This window comes from Streptomyces inhibens (assembly GCF_022221585.1).
Classification (GTDB): Bacteria; Actinomycetota; Actinomycetes; order Streptomycetales; family Streptomycetaceae; genus Streptomyces; species Streptomyces inhibens.
In genome coordinates this window covers 783,612-799,309 of the sequence record NZ_CP084681.1, presented here as the reverse complement: position 1 = coordinate 799,309, position 15,698 = coordinate 783,612, and the positions used below count along the sequence as shown (strand labels likewise).

Sequence of the window (15,698 nt, the reverse complement as noted above, 5' to 3'; positions counted from 1 at the left end):
CTACCGCCGCAGGCATCCCTCGAACGTGAACTGCCCCTTCACCATCGTCCTGCTTCGGTGAAGGGGCTTCTGTTTCCTGGCGTCTGAGGCTCAGCTCCAGGATGGGCACTCGTCACCCGCTGGTGCCGGTTGTGCCGGACGTGGTGCCGGAGGTGCCGGTTGTGCCGGACGTGGTTCCGGACGCGCCGGACGTGGTTCCGGACGTGGTTCCGGATGCCGTGCTGGACGTCGTGCCGGTCGATGTTGCGGCGATTGCGTTGCATCCGGACTCGGCCAGTGGACCGCAAGGCGGGGGAGCGCCGGGCGTTGTGCCGGCTGATGTCTTCCCGGCCGATGTTGCGGCGATTGCGCTGCATCCGGACTCGGCCAGCGGACCGCAAGGCGGGGGAGAACTGGGCGTTGTGCCGCTGCTTCCGCCGATCGTGCCGCCAGGAGGGAGCTGGCTGCAGCCTCTAGGGAACGTGACGATCTTTCCGGTCTTCGTGCCGGTGCGGAACTGGCAGGCCACTTTCGGCGCCGTACTCGATGTTTCGGCCGTGGTCTTCGCTGTTCGAGGCGCTGTCTCGGCGCTCACCACGCCCATCGTTCCGGCGAGCATCACGGCCAGGCATGACGCAGCGATCAGTCGGGGGATGCGTCTCCAGATGCCGCTCGCCATGACGCCTCCTCCTGAGTGGATGGGTGATGTGGTACCCCCCCCACCAGGGATCGGTTATGTGGGTACTCCCGTCAGAATGGAAAGTCGGCCATGACCGCGGCGTTGAACCGGCGTGACCGCCGCGTGACTTCTGCTCCGTACCGGGCATGGGACCGACGTCTCGTGCAGCCTCCGCACCGTGGTCGATCGGCCTACGGCCTGCGTCGCCTGCGGTCCCCATGACCCATGGCGGTGCCAGTCAATTAATTCGGCATGCGGGGGTGATGGACGAGGTTCAGCATGCCGCTCGGTGGATTCGGGAAGGTCTGTATCGGTCGCTCATTTTCTGAAAACGTGCGGGGTGGAAGGAAATGAATCTGGAATAGTATTCCGGACCCTGAATCTGCTCCGGAGAGCCCATCATCCTGAACGTGGGGCGGCGTCTCGTCGGTGAAGACCGCGGGCCGCTACGTATTCCGAGCCCGGCGCCTGACCTGAGGGGTGGGGGTCGGAGTATGTATGGGGTGCGGCCACGGAAAAACGTCGAGTCGTTTTCAGGCATTGCTGGAGCTCATTCACCTGGGCTGACGTCAGCGGGCCCGATATTATTTTCTTGGCATTCACAGTGTCGGCGAATTTGACTGCCATCGTTGGCGGCGGTCTTCCAAGTGCTGCGGGTGGCACCTGCCCTGGTCCGGGCCATCCTGAATGGGCGATGGGTGGACCGCTGCCCGTCAGCGAGGCAGGCTTTACACATGCGGTCGCCGTTCCGCTCACTTCTTCGGCCTGGAGGGGCTGGTCACAGCCGGATCCTCTTCAGACTCGCGCAGTGTGTACCCTTCGCGATCATCCTGCTCGGGCTGGGCATCGAACTCTCGCCCGCGCACTTTCTGTATACGGGTCCGCTTCTCACCGCGATGCCGGCGCTGGCCGCGCTGACGATGGGCCCCAAAGGCACGCTCTCGGCCGCGGCTGGTGCTCTGGCCGTCAGTGTCACGACCACCACCCTTCACGACGCGTGGGGTGGCATGCAGAGCTACAGCAACCTCCTGGGGCTTCTCGTGGTCTCGGTAGCGAGCGTCATGACGAGTAACGCTGTGCGCAGGCGGAGGCAGACCGAGCTCGACCAGGTCCGCAGGATCGCCGCGGCCGCACAGGAGGTGCTGCTGCCGCCTGTACCCGCCCGGCTGGGGCCCGTACTCGCGGCCGGCATGTACCTCGCCGCCGAGGCCGGGGCGCAGATCGGCGGTGACCTGTACGAGGCCGTGCAGACCCGGTACGGGGTCCGGATGATCGTGGGGGACGTCCGGGGCAAGGGGCTGCCTGCCGTGCGTGCGGCTGCCGCCGTACTGGGCGCCTTCCGGGAGTCCGTGCACTACGACGACGACCCTACGGAAGTTATGAACCACTGTGCCTCCGCCCTGCAGCGCCAGCGCGCCATGCCCGGTGTTGATCCGGAAGTCCAGATGGAAGGCTTCGTCACTGTGCTTGTGGCCCAGCTGTCAGCGGACAGACCTGAAGTCCAGCTGGTCAACCGCGGCCACCCACCCCCGCTGGTGCTGCACCACGGCAAGGCCCATGCGCTCATGCCCACCACACCGCTGCCGCCCCTCGGGCTGGAAGACCTCCTCACCGGGCCTCTTCCAGAGGCGGAGAGCTATCCGTTCGCCCCTGGCGACCGCCTGCTGCTGCACACCGACGGCGTCATCGAAGCCCGGAACCGCGACAACGACTTCTTCAACCTTCCCAAGGCCATGGAGGCCGTGAACGCCGTTACCCCGCAAGAGTTCCTGGAGGAATTGCACCCGGCATTGCTTCAGCACTCCCAGGGCCACCTGGCGGATGACGCGGCCATGCTCCTTGTCGAACGGCTTGACGAAGAAGACGGCACGCCTTTACGCCAGTCTGAAGGGAAGCCACTTGGGCAACAGGATTGAGAGACGACCCTGCCCCCGGCTGGGTGCCCGGCATCGGCTCCATGAGCCGGAGCCGGAGGTGGACCGGGCCGGCCATGACGAGGTCGTGGCGATGTTCCGGGCCGGCCGCTCGGCCCGGGACCGCTACGCGCTGGAGCATCATCAACTGCTGGGTGCCGGCGGAGCGACTTCGTGCTCGTCAACCTCTTCCGCCCGCCATAGGGATCGTCGGTGACTCCCCGAAGCGATCGGTGAGCTGTGTGAATCACTGTCCCGGCGCGCCGACCTGGACCGGCGGATCACTTCTTGGATGTGCGATCGACCGCGTTCCCTCCCCCGGCGCGGAGTGAGGAGGGCGTCCGGTGACGGTCACGCCCGACAGGATCCACCTCAACCACCCAGAGCCGCACAGCTTGTTCGCCCAAAACGTGGGTTGAATCTGCGTAATCCTGTCCGACCTTGTTGACATGTGCGCGATCGTGGTTTTAATACTGGGCAACTGGCTTGCTGTGCAATTTCACGTAGGGCTGGCCGCAATGCGCCTACCGGGAGACCAAGTTCGGCAGGTACGACTGCCCACCCGGGCCATCCCTCCGGCGGTGCCGCGGTCCGCACCGCACCGCGCAGCGAGAAGCGAACCGCCGCACCGCGGCAGGCGCGTTCCGTCTTGAACCTGTGGCGGCCAGTCCCCGAAGTGCCCGCTTCTCGGGGCACTCTCCCTCAGTCACGTCGAGGAGCGGATCAATGAAGTGCTCCGCCCCGCCTAGAGGCCCTGACGCAACGGAGTGATCATGTCCCTGGCTCGTGAACCGCACCGCACATTCCGGCGCCGGCCATCGCTGGCGCACCATGGCGACGTCATGCTTGGCCGCACGCGCCAGGAGAAGGCACAGGGCACGCCCGGCGGCGGCACACCCACGCCGATCGATGCCCGTGACGTCACCGGAGTCCGCGTCCGGCGGCGTGCATCAGGCGCGGACCCCGCCAGGCTGACGTAAAGGACGAACCTGCCCCGGGTGGACCGGTCTTCCCACTCCCGGCCGGGGCCGACACTCCGGGCCGGGGCCAACACTCCCGGCCGGTGCCAACACCCCGGGCCCGCCTCCGTGAGGTGCTGGTCCGGCGCAGAGGCGCTCAGACGAGTGCTCCATGTTCGCGAAATCCTTCAAGGAGTCTGCATGACCTGGAAATCACGCAGTCACACCTGCCATCTCACTGTCCTGGCCCTGCTCTTGGGCACATTGTTCGGTCTGACCTCCCTCGAACCCGCGCATGCCGCGCCCTCGACCACGATCACTGTGGACGGCACCAAGCCGGGTCGCACCTTCGACGGCATCGGCGCGATATCCGGCGGCGGCGGGAATGCGCGGCTGCTGGTCGACTACCCCAAGGCGCAGCGCACGCAGATCCTGGACTATCTGTTCAAGCCGGGGTACGGGGCGGCGCTGCAGATGCTCAAGATCGAGATCGGTGGCGACACCAACTCCACCGACGGCGCCGAAGCCAGCCACATGCACACGTGGAGCACGGTCGACTGCAACCAGGGCTACGAGTGGTGGATGGCCAAGGAGGCCAAGAAGCGCAACCCCAACATCAAGCTGTACGGGCTTTCCTGGGGCGCTCCGGGCTGGGTCGGCAACGGGAACTTCTGGTCCCAGGACATGATCGACTACCTGATGTCATGGATGGACTGCGCGAAGCGGCACAACCTGACCATCGACTACATGGGCGGCTGGAACGAGCGCGGCTACAACGTGCAGTGGTACGCGAAACTCAAGCAGACTCTGAAGGCCAAGGGGTATGCGACCAAGGTCGTCGCGGCGGACGAGTTCAACTGGTCCGTGGCCGACCACATGACCACGGACCCCGTGCTCAAGTCCGCGGTCGACATCGTCGGCGCTCACTACCCCTGCGGTTACATGGGCGACTACAAGACGTGCAACAGCACGGACGCCGCGAAAGCGCTGGGCAAGCCGCTGTGGTCGAGCGAGGGCGGCACGCTGCCCACAGATGAAGGCGCGGCGTCGGTCGCGCGTGCCCTGAACCGGGACTACATCGACGGGAAGATGACCGGGTATCTCAACTGGCCGGTCATCGCCGCGCTGTATCCGAACCTGTTCTTCTCCAAGGCCGGGATGTCCCTTGCGAACCAGCCGTGGTCCGGTGCCTACCACATCGGCAAGACAACGTGGGTGACCGCGCACACCACGCAGTTCACCCGGCCCGGCTGGCGCTACATCGACTCCGCGAGCGGATACCTGGGCGGCAACCGCGACAACGGCAGCTACGTCTCGCTCAAGTCCACGAACGAATCCGACTACACCACCGTCATCGAGACCATGGATGCGACGGAGGCGCAGACCGCGAAGTTCACCGTTACCGGCGGCCTGTCCACCGGCCACGTCCGCGTCTGGGCCACGAACTTGACGTCGGGTCGGTCCAGCGACTGGTTCGTGCGCCAGCCGGACGTGACACCGTCCAACGGCTCGTACACCCTGACATTGCAGCCCGGCTACCTCTACACCGTCACGACCACCGCCACAGGGGGTAAGGGAACGGCGGCCTCCCCGCGGCGGGCGGCGCTGAAGCTGCCGTACGCGGACACCTTCGATGTCCCCGCCACCACCACGTCTCCGAAGTACTTCTCCGATATGAATGGCGCCTTCCGGACCGTCGGTTGTGGCGGCGGCCGCAGCGGCACCTGTCTGCGCCAGATGGCCCCCCAAACCCCGATTCGCTGGACGGACGAGCCCCACAACAGCCCGTACACGATCATGGGAGACGGTTCCTGGGGCAACTACACGGTCTCCGTCGACACGATGCTGCAGAAGTCCGGCAGTGTCGAGGTCCTGGGCCGGGTCAACCGGCAGGCCAAGAACAACAACGGCCTGAACGCCTATCACCTACGGGTGAGCGACACCGGCGCGTGGTCGATCCTCAAGAGCGACACCTCTTGGAACTTCACCACGCTGGCCGCCGGTACCACGAGCGCGCTCGGCACGAACCGGTGGCACACCATCGCCCTCACCATGCAGGACTCGAAGCTGACCGCGAAGATCGACGGCGCCGCCGTTGGCAGCGTCACTGACGGCAGCTTCACCAACGGTCAGGCCGGCCTGGGGGTCATTGGCTACGAGACCCATCAGTTCGACAACTTCGCCCTCACACCCGGCACAGGCTCTGCAGACCACGTCGGCGCCGTGCCCTCGGGGCTGTCCGGTATGTGCCTCGGAGCCGAGGGCGGCTCGGACGCCGACGGCACCCCTGTCCAGATCTGGGGCTGCGACGGAACCGGCGCCCAGGTCTGGACGTGGGTCAACGGCGAACTCACCCACAAGGGCAAGTGCATGGACGTCAGCGGCGCGGGCACGGCCGGCGGCACCAAGGTGGCCCTGTGGGAGTGCCACGGCGGCGCCAACCAGCAGTGGGTCCCGCAGTCGGACGGAACCCTCAAGGGCGCACAGTCCGGGCGCTGCCTGGACGTCCCGGGCGGGAACGCTGCGAATGGCACTCAACTGGTCATCTGGGATTGCGACGGCGGCGCGAACCAGAAGTGGACGCTGCCCTAGGGCCTGCCGTCAAAGTGATCTTGAATTGTGGATCACGGGGTCGCGATACGCCGTCATGAACTGTCCGATGCCGAATGGGAATTCGTGCAGTCGTTGCCGCCTCGACCCGTGTGTGGGGGCGGCTGCGGCTGGGCGACCGGATAGTCCTCAACGGGATCGTGTGGAAGTTCCGGATCCTGGGTCCATCGGTAGGCCGGGCCGGGCCGGTGCCCCGCACGTCCGTGTCCCGCCCGCCTGGTTCACCGTGCTCAGTCACGAACCCTTGTGCTCGTTTCTGTTCTACATAACACTCTCAATGCACAGAAGCGCGCACCACTGAACATGTTCGAACCTTGGGTGACGGCAAGCCGAGTCGAGGAGCAGACATGACACAGTTCAGCCGACGTAGATTTCTGAGCGCGGCCACGGTGGGGGTCGCGTCCGTGGGTGTCGCCCTGGGCAGCGGCCGTACGACCCTCGCCCAGGCCGACAGCCCGCGGGGGCTGACCATCCGTGGGAACGAATTCCTGCTGGACGGCGAGCCGTTCCGGATCCTCTCGGGTGCCTTCCACTACTTCCGGACGCATCCCAAGGACTGGCGCGACCGGTTGCAGCGGATGCGGGCCATGGGCCTGAACACGGTGGAGACCTACGTCGCCTGGAACTTCCACCAACCGTACGAGAAGAAGGCCGACTTCACCGGATGGCGCGATGTCGCCGCCTTCGTACGGACCGCGGACGAGGTCGGGCTCAAGGTGATCGTGAGACCGGGACCGTACATCTGCGCGGAATGGGACTTCGGCGGACTGCCGGCCTGGCTTCTCAAGGACAAGGACGCGCCGCTGCGCCGCTCCGACCCCGCCTACGAGCGGGCGGTTGACGCCTGGTTCGCCGAACTGCTGCCCCGGTTCGTCGATCTGCAGGCCACGCGCGGCGGGCCCATCATCGCCATGCAGGTCGAGAACGAGTACGGCAGCTACGGCGACGACCATGCGCACCTGGAACATCTGCGGGACACCATGCGGGCGCAGGGCGTGGACAGCCTGCTCTTCTGCTCCAACGGGGCCACCCAGGAAGCGCTCAAGGACGGCAGCCTTCCCGACCTCCTCTCCACCGTCAACTTCGCCGGCGACCCCACCGGACCCTTCGCCGAGCTGCGCAAATTCCAGCCGGACAAGCCCCTGTTCTGCACGGAGTTCTGGGACGGCTGGTTCGATCACTGGGGAGAACCGCACCACACCACCCACCCGGCGCAGACCGCCGCCGACGTGGAGAAGCTCCTCGAAGCGGGAGCGTCAATCAACTTCTATATGGCGGTGGGCGGAACGAACTTCGGTTGGTCCGCGGGTGCCAACCTGAGCGGCAGCGCCTACCAGCCCACCGTCACCAGTTACGACTACGACTCCCCGATCAGCGAATCCGGCGAACTCACGGAGAAATTCCACAAGGTGCGTGACGTACTGGCCAAGTACACCACCCTGCCGAACACACCCCTGCCGGCCACACCGCGCCGCATGCCGGCCCAGAGGGTCGCCGTCCGCGAGTCGGTGCCGTTGATGGACGCGCTCGACGCGCTGAGCACTCCGGTACGGCGTACCACTCCCGTCCACATGGAGGCGCTCGGGCAGTCGTACGGACTGATCCACTACCGCACTCGGGTGCGCGGGCCGCAGGGGACCAAGGGCCTGAGGGTCACGGGCCTGGGCGACCGTGCGCTGGTGTTCGGCGACGGCAAGCGGATCGGCACTTTCGACCGTAACCAGCCGTACCACACCGTCGACTTCACCGTGGCCGGCGCGTCCAGCACCCTCGACCTCCTGGTCGATCCCACCGGGCGGGTCAACTTCGGCCAGGGACTCAACGACCCCAAGGGCATCAGCGGCAAGGTTCTCCTCGACGACGAGGAACTGAGCGACTGGGAGATCCGCCGGCTGCGCCTCGACAACCTCGCGGCTCTGAAGTTCGGCAGCGGAGACACGCCGACCGGCCCCGCGTTCCACCGGGCCCGGGTCCATGTCGACACCCCCGCGGACGGCTTCCTCGCCTTTCCGGGCTGGGACAAGGGCATGGTGTGGCTCAACGGGTTCGCGCTCGGCCGGTACTGGTCCCTCGGGCCGCAGGTCACCCTGTACGCGCCGAGCCATCTGTGGCAGCGGGGGCGGAACGAGCTCGTCGTCCTGGAGATGGAGCGGACGGGGGACCGGATCGAGGTACGGTCCGAGCCCGACATCGGTTAGGTTCCGCTCACCGGGAGTTCGACCATTGCGCGCCGGCGTGTCGCGCGCTGCTTTCACTGCGGCTCAGATCTTCGGGAGGGCACCTGCTGTGCCGTAGGCAGTCACCCCCACGAGGTGCTTCCGCGCCGCGACAAGAAGGCGGGCGTGCCCAGCGCGCATACGGGCGCCGCAGCGCACATCGTGGGGCGCGGGCGTGATCACCGTGTTCACGGTATTCCTCACAACCCTTCCATGCCTCGTGTCAGCCCTGGTACTGGGCGAATGCTCCTATCACCGTTGCCGACAGGGCTTCAACTCTCTTTGCCCGCGTGACAACGGGAAAGCCAGCAGCGACGCGGGCCTCCTCTCACCCTGCACCAGGAGGAACGTCGTGAGGATCAAGCACATCGCCCGGAGAATCAGCGCGCCGAGCCGCCCCGGCCGCCCGGCTGGACGGCTCCGCACGCTGGCCCTCGTATCGGGTCTGGCCGCCGCGTTCGCGTTAACCGCCCCCGGAACCGCCGACGCGGACCAGGGTCGGCCCTTCAGCGCCGGAGACCTCAAGGCGGCGAGTGACGGGGTCCTCGCCGCGGACGTCGGCGGCACGGCGTGGACCGTCGAAACGGGAAGCAAATCCGTCGTCGTCCAGGCTGACAGCACCGTCTCGGACGCCGAACTCGCCAAGATCAAGAAGGCGGCGGGCCGGAACGCCGGTGCGCTGCGCATCGAGCGCACGCGGGGCAAGCTCACCAGACTGCTCTCTGGCGGAGACTCGATCTACGCTTCCGCGGGCTGGCGCTGCTCGGCCGGCTTCAACGTGCACGTCGGCACCTCGTACTACATCCTGACCGCCGGGCACTGCACCCAGGGCTATCCGACCTGGCGCACCCCCCTTGGCCTGTCCATCGGCCCGACGGCCTACTCCAGCTTCCCGGTCAACGACTACGGCTACATCTCCTACACGAACGCGTTGTTGCCGCACCCCAGCAACGTGAACCTGTACAACGGCACTTACCGCACCATCACCGGTGCGGCCAATGCCAGCGTCGGCATGCTCGTCGAGCGCAGCGGCAGCACCACGGGCCTGCACAGCGGCACCGTCACCGGACTCAACTACACCGTCAACTACGGCGACGGCGACATCGTCTACCAGTTGATCCAGACCAATGTGTGCGCCGAGCCCGGCGACAGCGGCGGTCCACTCTTCTCGGGCAACACAGCGATCGGCCTCACTTCCGGCGGCAGCGGCGACTGCGACTTCGGCGGCATCACGTACTTCCAGCCGGTCGTCGAGGCCCTCAACAACCATGGGGTGAGCCTCCCGTGAAGGCTCTGGCATGAACAAGCCTCCCGCCGGCACGGTCGACAGGGAGGGCTTCGGGCCGGATCCGTCATAGCGCCTCCGTACCGGTGAGACGATGCTCGGGCGGTTCGATTCTCGGCGTGTGGCACCATGCCCTGGCTGATGTGGGGGATGGACGAGGGGCGGAGACGAGAGAGGTGACTCGAAGGCCGCGATGGTCACGCCGACGCGTGGGGCTGGGCGTGCTGGTCGCCTTTCCCGTGTTGGTCGCAGCTGCGACCTGGGCGCCTATCTACACCGCAAACCACCAGGTGCGATTGGCGAAGATCGCTTCGCCCGGCGCTGTCGTGGGCACCTGGAAGGTCTCCGGTGGGGCTGGGCAGATCCAGTTGGAAGCCGACGGCCGGTTCTCGGCGACGGACCCCGACGAGTTGTTCACCAGCGACCCATCGCAGGGCGGGGTGACCAGCACTACCGGAACGTGGACGCTCACTCGCGGGGGCGGTCACGTGGCGCTCGTTCCGCTCGGTTCACGGTCCGGAACGGAGCCTGACACCGGTCTGGCTGTCGTCGAAACCAACCACGTCCAACAGCTGTGCGTGCTCTCGGGGTCCCCAGGAGTCCTCTGCGACGTCCTGCTGCAACGCGTACCCCATTGACAGGCACGAGCAGGGCCGCGGTCGGGTACCGAGCACGGTGGTGCTCGTGATCCACACTGCGCGATCATCTGCCGGCGACGACGGACAGCGGCGACACCGGTGGCCATGGCGTCGAGATCGTCACCGTGTCCCGCGCCGTCGCCATCTGCGACTTCAAGAACCTCGACGGGCCCCTCGTTCACCTTCACCCTGAATGCCGTCACCGCCTTCGTCCGCGCCTCCGCGAGCAGTGAGACCGGTACGCGCCGGTAGCGGAATCCGGTCTTCAACTGTTCTGTTCCGCTTCACTTTTGAAGTTCTGACAACTTCACGACGGCCCTCCTACGGTTGCCTCGCTTCAACGAGAAACGCCACTCCCCGCGCCGTCCACGGTTCTTTCTCGGAGGTCCGCTGTGTCCATGCTCTCCCGTATTCGACGGCCGCGCTGGTCCGTCTCGATCTTCGGTGTCGCCGCCGGCCTTGTGGCCGCCTCGCTCGGGCTGTGGGGCGGCGCCCCCGGCGTCGCGCAGGCCGCGACGTTGCCGACGCCCGACCACGTCGTGGTCGTGGTGTTCGAGAACCACGCCTACGAGCAGGTCATCGGCAGTTCGAGCGCTCCGTACCTGAACAACACGCTCAAGGCCGGTGGCGCGAACCTCACCAACTCCTTCGCACTGACCCACCCCAGCCAGCCCAACTACATGGACCTGTTCTCGGGCGCCACGCAAGGCGTCACCGACGACAGCTGCTACTCCCCGCAGTTCTCCGGCGCCGCCAACCTCGGCTCCGAGCTGATCGCCGCCGGCAAGACCTGGGGCAGCTACAACGAGGGCCTGCCCTCCGAGGGCTCCACGGTGTGCACCAACAGCGCCACCAAGTACGCCCGGAAGCACAACCCGTGGTTCGGGTTCAACAACGTGCCGCTGAACACCGCCCACACGTTCAGCCAGTTCCCGACGAACTACAGCACGCTGCCGAAGGTCTCCTTCGTCGTGCCGAACCTGTGCAACGACATGCACGACTGCTCGATCACCACCGGCGACAACTGGCTGAAGAACAACCTCGACGCGTACGCCCAGTGGGCCAAGAACAACAACAGCATGCTCCTCGTCACCTTCGACGAGGACGACCGGTCCCACAACAACCACATCGCCACGGTGCTGTACGGAGCGCACGTCGCCCCGGGCAGCTCGTCCTCCGCGACGTACAACCACTACAACGTCCTCCGGACCGTCGAGGACCTGGCCGGCCTGACCACGCACGCCGGCAACGCCGCCTCCGCCTCCGACATCACCGGCATCTGGAACTGACACGCCGTGTACGTAGCAGACAGCCGTACCACCCCTGCTCCGGCCGACCCGGGTACCCGCCCGGGCGGCCGGGGCAGGGCCCTGCCGCACACCAAGGTCGCGACCGCATTGCGGGCCGTGCCCCGGACCGTGTTCGTTCTCGGCACGGTCAGCCTCATCACCGATATCTCCTCCGAGATGGTCACCGCCGTCCTCCCGCTGTACCTGGTCGCCGCACTGGGTCTGTCCCCGCTGGGCTTCGGCCTGTTGGACGGTGTCTACAACGGCGTCAGCGCCCTGGTCCGGCTGGCCGGCGGCCATCTCGCCGACCGCGGTGGGCGGCACAAGGCCGCTGCCGCAGCGGGGTACGGGCTCTCCGCGCTGTGCAAACCGGCGCTGCTGCTGGTTCACAGCGTGCCGCTGATCAGCGTGGTGCTCGCCGCCGACCGCACGGGCAAGGGGCTGCGCACGGCACCGCGCGACGCGATGATCTCGCTGGCGTCCACGCCCCGGACGCAGGGGCGCTCGTTCGGTGTGCACCGTGCGATGGACACCGCCGGCGCCCTGCTGGGCCCGGTCGCCGCCTTCGCCATCCTGCGGGTGACGGCCGGGGGCTACGACGCCGTGTTCACCGTGAGCTTCTGCGTTGCCGTGACGGGTGTGCTGGTCCTGCTGCTCTTCGTGCCGGGCCGCACCCCGACGGCCGGGACCTCGGCGCCCACCGCGCGGGTCTCCCTGGCCGCGGCGGTCGGGCTGCTGCGCCGGGCCGAGCTGCGACGGCTGACCCTGTGCGCGCTGCTGCTGGGGCTGGCCACGGTCTCCGACTCCTTCCTCTACCTGCTGCTGCAGCGGCGCCTGGACCTGGCCCAGGAGTGGTTCCCGCTGCTGCCGATCGCCACGGCGGGCTCCTTCCTGCTGCTGGCCGTCCCTCTCGGACAGGCCGCCGACCGCTGGGGCCGGTGGCGGATCTTCCTGGCCGGGCACATGGGCCTCCTGGTCGCGTACGGGCTGGTGCTGGCGCCGGTCCACGCGCGGGTGTTGCCGGTGGTAGCCGTGGTGCTCGTGCTGCACGGCGCCTTCTACGCCGCGACCGACGGGGTGCTGATGGCGGCGGCTGCCGGGGTGACGCCGCCGGAGCTGCGCTCCAGCGGTCTGGCCCTCGTCCAGACCGGGCAGGCCGGGGCTCGCTTCGCCTGCTCCGTACTGTTCGGCGCGGCCTGGACGGCGTGGGGGGAGCGGACCGCGCTGTCCGCCGCCGCGGTGGCGCTGGCGGCGTGCGCGGGTGTCTGCGCCCTGCTCCAGCCGCTGCGTACGACGACCGAGGTGGCTGCGACCGACGAAGGCCCTGCGGACGCCTCCGCCGCGGCCGAACCGCCCACGACCGACTCTGCCGACTCTGCGCCTACGACGGAGGCCGCTGAATGAACACCCGTACCCGCATCGTCGTCCTGCTCGTCGCCGTGCTCGTACTCAGCGGCGTCGCCGTGGGCTCGGTGCTGCGGGCCGCCGACCAGGCGAGTCGCAAGGACCAGCAGCAGAGCACCGGTCCGCGGGTGACCGCAGGGCACGTGGCACTGGCCGGAGCAGCCTCGGTGCGACAGCCCCGACTGGTCTTCCGCAGCACGCTGTGGGGCCCGCACCGCGACGAGGTGGTGTCCGTACCGGCCTCGGACCCCTCCGGCCCGCGTACCGCATCCGGCCTCCGCTGCCTGCGCTTCTACACCGCCGCCGGCACCGGCAGTTGTCTGCGCGCGGTGCCCGGCGCGATGGCGGGCCACTACGAAGCCCTCGTGCTGGACTCCCGGCTGCGGGCACGCAGGCACGTCCCCCTGGTCGGGAGCCCCACCCGGACCCGGGTCTCGCCCAGCGGGCGGATGGTGGCGTGGACCGTGTTCGTCAGCGGAGAGTCGTACACCGGGCTCAACTTCTCCACCCGCACCTCGATCCTCGACACCCGCACCGGGAACCTCCAGCCCAACCTGGAGAACTACCGCGTGATCAAGGACGGGCGGCCGTACCGCAGCCCGGACATCAACTTCTGGGGGGTGACGTTCGCCGACGACGGGCACTTCTACGCCACGCTGGCCACGCGCGGGACCGCCTACCTGGTACGCGGGGACATCGCCAAGCGCACGGTGACCGCCCTCCGGAGCAATGTCGAATGCCCGTCGCTCTCCCCGGACGGGACCCGGCTGGCGTTCAAGAAGCGTCTGCCGGGCCTTCCGGCGGACGCACCCTGGCGACTGCACGTGCTGGACCTGCGCAGCATGCGCGATCACCCGCTCGCCGAGCGGCGCAGCGCCGACGATCAGGCCGTCTGGCTGGACGACCACACCGTCGCCTACGCCCTGCCCGGAGACTTCGAGACCGACGCCTGGGCCGTCCCGGCCGACGGCACCGGCCACCCGCGCCGCCTGATGCCCGCGGCCCAGGCCCCGTCCGCGGTCCGCTGACTTCCCGTCGGCCCTTGAGAGGCCCCCCGGCCAGGAAACCAGGCTGCCGCGTGCGTGTGGGGCACCTTGCCATTTGGACAGAGTGTTCTTGTCCGCGCCAGGGCGGATCTCAGGCCGTTGACTTCAGTTTCGTGTGGATCACCCGCGGTGACGCGCCGGCTTTCCCCGACATGGTGGCCCGCCTGCACGTTCCTCGTCGCCGCGGGCGACCTCGCGTCCGGCCTGGCGTGGTCCTGGCCGACAACGCGTACTTCTCACGCGCCATCCGCGAGCACCTGCGCAAACGCGGTATCCGGGCGGCCATCCATGACACGGTCAGTGGAATCGGGACCCCGACTGCACGGACACCAGGTCCGGCCCGGGTGTTGCTGAGGTGGCACCTTTCTGGTGGCGGGGCGCGTCAGCTCCCTGCCAGTCCCTCATCCCAGGCGTTCCGGAGAGCGGTCCGCACGCTGCCACCCAGCACGTGGTGCACGGTCATGCCCGGCAGGGTGGGCAGTTCTGCCCAGTGGGTGACGGGTTCGGCGCAGGGGCGGCCATAGGGCAGGCGGACGACACGGTCGGAGTCGACGAAGCAGTCGCGGTACTCGGTCCCGTCCGCCCCGATGTGGCGGGTGGTGAAGTACATGGGCAGCACGAGCCAGAAGTCCTGCCCGAACGCCGTATCGGGCTCCGCCGCGTCGGGCGGGTAGCGGCCCGACGTCGCCGCTGCCACGGGCATCCCATCCCTCGGCAGCCTCTCGCGTGCGTCCACCCACTCCACCACTGCGTCCATGTCCGCTCCCGGCTCGGGTCCCATCAAAAACGCCATTCTCGCCGCTCAGGCCTGGCGTGTCAGAGACTTGCGGCTGCACGCCGCTCACCGCCACCGTGGTGCCGCGGCCCATCGCCTGGGTGAACACCGCCTCGGCGGACGGCACGCACAATCTCGCACCTGCGAAGTTCTGAGGAAAGCGGTGTCGGGAGTCGCGGCTTTGGCCCGCCGCATCGTCGGCCACCGGCCGGTCCAGAACGGCGGACAGGACACGGTCGCAGAGTGCCTCCAGGGGGAGTTGATGCTCGGCGAGCACGCGGGTGAGGCGGCCAATCCCTTCGTCCATGTCGTGGTGAGGGGTCTGGACGAGACCGTTGGTGAACAGGGCGATGGGGCTGCCCTCGGGCAGGGCGATCTCCACGGACTCGAAGGGCAGACGGTCCACTCCCAGCGGCGGGCCGACCGGCGCGTCCGGGCAGGTCACGGTGTCGCTTCGGGCATCGACGACGGCCGGGAGCGGGTGGCCCGCCCGAGCCGGCGCGCAGCGCCCGGAGACGGGGCCGTACACCGCGTACAGGCCGTCGCCCCCACGGCCTCGTCCGCCCACGGCTCCGGGGCGCTTCCCCCTCCCGGTAGCGATGCCCCTTCCACGGTGGACCGCCCGATCAGGTCAATGAGGCGCGAGAGGAGTTCGTCGGGTGCAAGGTCCAGCCGCGCGAAGGCCCGCGCGGTGGTGGGCAGACGTCCCATGGTGCGGCGGCGCACAGGCGGCCGTGGCCGACGACGTGGCCGACGACCAGGGCGACCCGGGCGGCCTGGCCAGGGTGGTGGCGGACGAACTCGGGGAGCCGCAGGGAAAGGTTACGGTCGAGGATCTGCCCGACGGCGACCAATCGGTGGGCTGAGCCGAGCCGTCCGTCGCGCGTAGGCGAGGCGGCCGTACG

10 protein-coding genes and 2 pseudogenes are annotated in these 15,698 nt (G+C 68.1%); 10 read left to right on the top strand and 2 right to left on the bottom strand.

The genetic code is table 11. The annotated features are described in order from the left end of the window. The first annotated feature begins 131 nt into the window (after positions 1-131). The 8 genes from KI385_RS03845 (at position 132) to KI385_RS03810 (ending at position 14,000) form a co-directional block, all read left to right on the top strand. Positions 132-752, top strand: coding sequence for a hypothetical protein (locus KI385_RS03845; protein ID WP_238570809.1), 621 nt, complete (start codon positions 132-134; stop codon positions 750-752). Between the two features lie 640 nt (positions 753-1,392). Then, positions 1,393-2,574 carry a PP2C family protein-serine/threonine phosphatase gene (locus KI385_RS03840; RefSeq protein WP_238570808.1) on the top strand — a complete coding sequence of 394 codons (1,182 nt, stop codon included), beginning with the start codon at positions 1,393-1,395 and terminating at the stop codon, positions 2,572-2,574. A gap of 1,157 nt (positions 2,575-3,731) precedes the next feature. Beyond that, on the top strand, positions 3,732-6,122 hold the full coding sequence (locus KI385_RS03835; RefSeq protein ID WP_238570807.1) for a ricin-type beta-trefoil lectin domain protein: 2,391 nt from the start codon (positions 3,732-3,734) through the stop codon (positions 6,120-6,122). A 365-nt stretch (positions 6,123-6,487) separates the two neighbouring features. Further along, positions 6,488-8,338: a glycoside hydrolase family 35 protein gene (locus KI385_RS03830; RefSeq protein WP_238570806.1), complete on the top strand. Its 1,851-nt coding sequence runs from the start codon at positions 6,488-6,490 to the stop codon at positions 8,336-8,338. Positions 8,339-8,708: 370 nt separating this feature from the next. Continuing rightward, positions 8,709-9,644 carry a S1 family peptidase gene (locus KI385_RS03825; RefSeq protein WP_425357058.1) on the top strand — a complete coding sequence of 312 codons (936 nt, stop codon included), beginning with the start codon at positions 8,709-8,711 and terminating at the stop codon, positions 9,642-9,644. Between the two features lie 1,033 nt (positions 9,645-10,677). After that, the gene (locus KI385_RS03820; RefSeq protein ID WP_238570805.1) at positions 10,678-11,568 is read left to right on the top strand and encodes an alkaline phosphatase family protein; all 891 of its coding nucleotides are present in this window, start codon (positions 10,678-10,680) and stop codon (positions 11,566-11,568) included. Positions 11,569-11,574: 6 nt separating this feature from the next. Continuing rightward, on the top strand, positions 11,575-12,972 hold the full coding sequence (locus tag KI385_RS03815; RefSeq protein ID WP_238570804.1) for an MFS transporter: 1,398 nt from the start codon (positions 11,575-11,577) through the stop codon (positions 12,970-12,972). After that, a complete protein-coding gene (locus KI385_RS03810; RefSeq protein WP_238570803.1) occupies positions 12,969-14,000 on the top strand; it encodes a TolB-like translocation protein in 1,032 nt (343 codons plus the stop codon). The genes KI385_RS03815 and KI385_RS03810 overlap by 4 nt, the downstream gene beginning before the upstream one ends. A gap of 400 nt (positions 14,001-14,400) precedes the next feature. Here KI385_RS03810 and KI385_RS03800 read toward each other — a convergent pair whose 3' ends face one another. Continuing rightward, on the bottom strand, positions 14,401-14,775 hold the full coding sequence (locus tag KI385_RS03800; protein ID WP_342593432.1) for an AQJ64_40280 family protein: 375 nt from the start codon (positions 14,773-14,775) through the stop codon (positions 14,401-14,403). A gap of 56 nt (positions 14,776-14,831) precedes the next feature. On the opposite strand from KI385_RS03800, the pseudogene KI385_RS03795 reads away from it, so the two are divergent. After that, positions 14,832-14,945: pseudogene (locus KI385_RS03795) on the top strand (flavin reductase family protein); the annotation flags it as partial. A 95-nt stretch (positions 14,946-15,040) separates the two neighbouring features. Here KI385_RS03795 and KI385_RS03790 read toward each other — a convergent pair. Next, positions 15,041-15,322 (bottom strand): annotated as a pseudogene (locus tag KI385_RS03790) (SpoIIE family protein phosphatase); the annotation flags it as partial. A gap of 205 nt (positions 15,323-15,527) precedes the next feature. Between KI385_RS03790 and KI385_RS43850 the strand changes: the two are divergent. Further along, the gene (locus KI385_RS43850; RefSeq protein ID WP_281066791.1) at positions 15,528-15,659 is read left to right on the top strand and encodes a hypothetical protein; all 132 of its coding nucleotides are present in this window, start codon (positions 15,528-15,530) and stop codon (positions 15,657-15,659) included. The last annotated feature ends 39 nt before the right edge of the window (positions 15,660-15,698 follow it).

Bases quoted from the DNA above. Each gene is read 5' to 3' on its own strand.
- KI385_RS03810 (WP_238570803.1), top strand. From the start codon at position 12,969: ATGAACACCCGTACCCGCATCGTCGTCCTGCTCGTCGCCGTGCTCGTA.
- KI385_RS03840 (WP_238570808.1), top strand. From the start codon at position 1,393: ATGCGGTCGCCGTTCCGCTCACTTCTTCGGCCTGGAGGGGCTGGTCAC.
- KI385_RS03835 (WP_238570807.1), top strand. From the start codon at position 3,732: ATGACCTGGAAATCACGCAGTCACACCTGCCATCTCACTGTCCTGGCC.
- KI385_RS03800 (WP_342593432.1), bottom strand. From the start codon at position 14,775: ATGGACGCAGTGGTGGAGTGGGTGGACGCACGCGAGAGGCTGCCGAGG.
- KI385_RS03830 (WP_238570806.1), top strand. From the start codon at position 6,488: ATGACACAGTTCAGCCGACGTAGATTTCTGAGCGCGGCCACGGTGGGG.
- KI385_RS03820 (WP_238570805.1), top strand. From the start codon at position 10,678: ATGCTCTCCCGTATTCGACGGCCGCGCTGGTCCGTCTCGATCTTCGGT.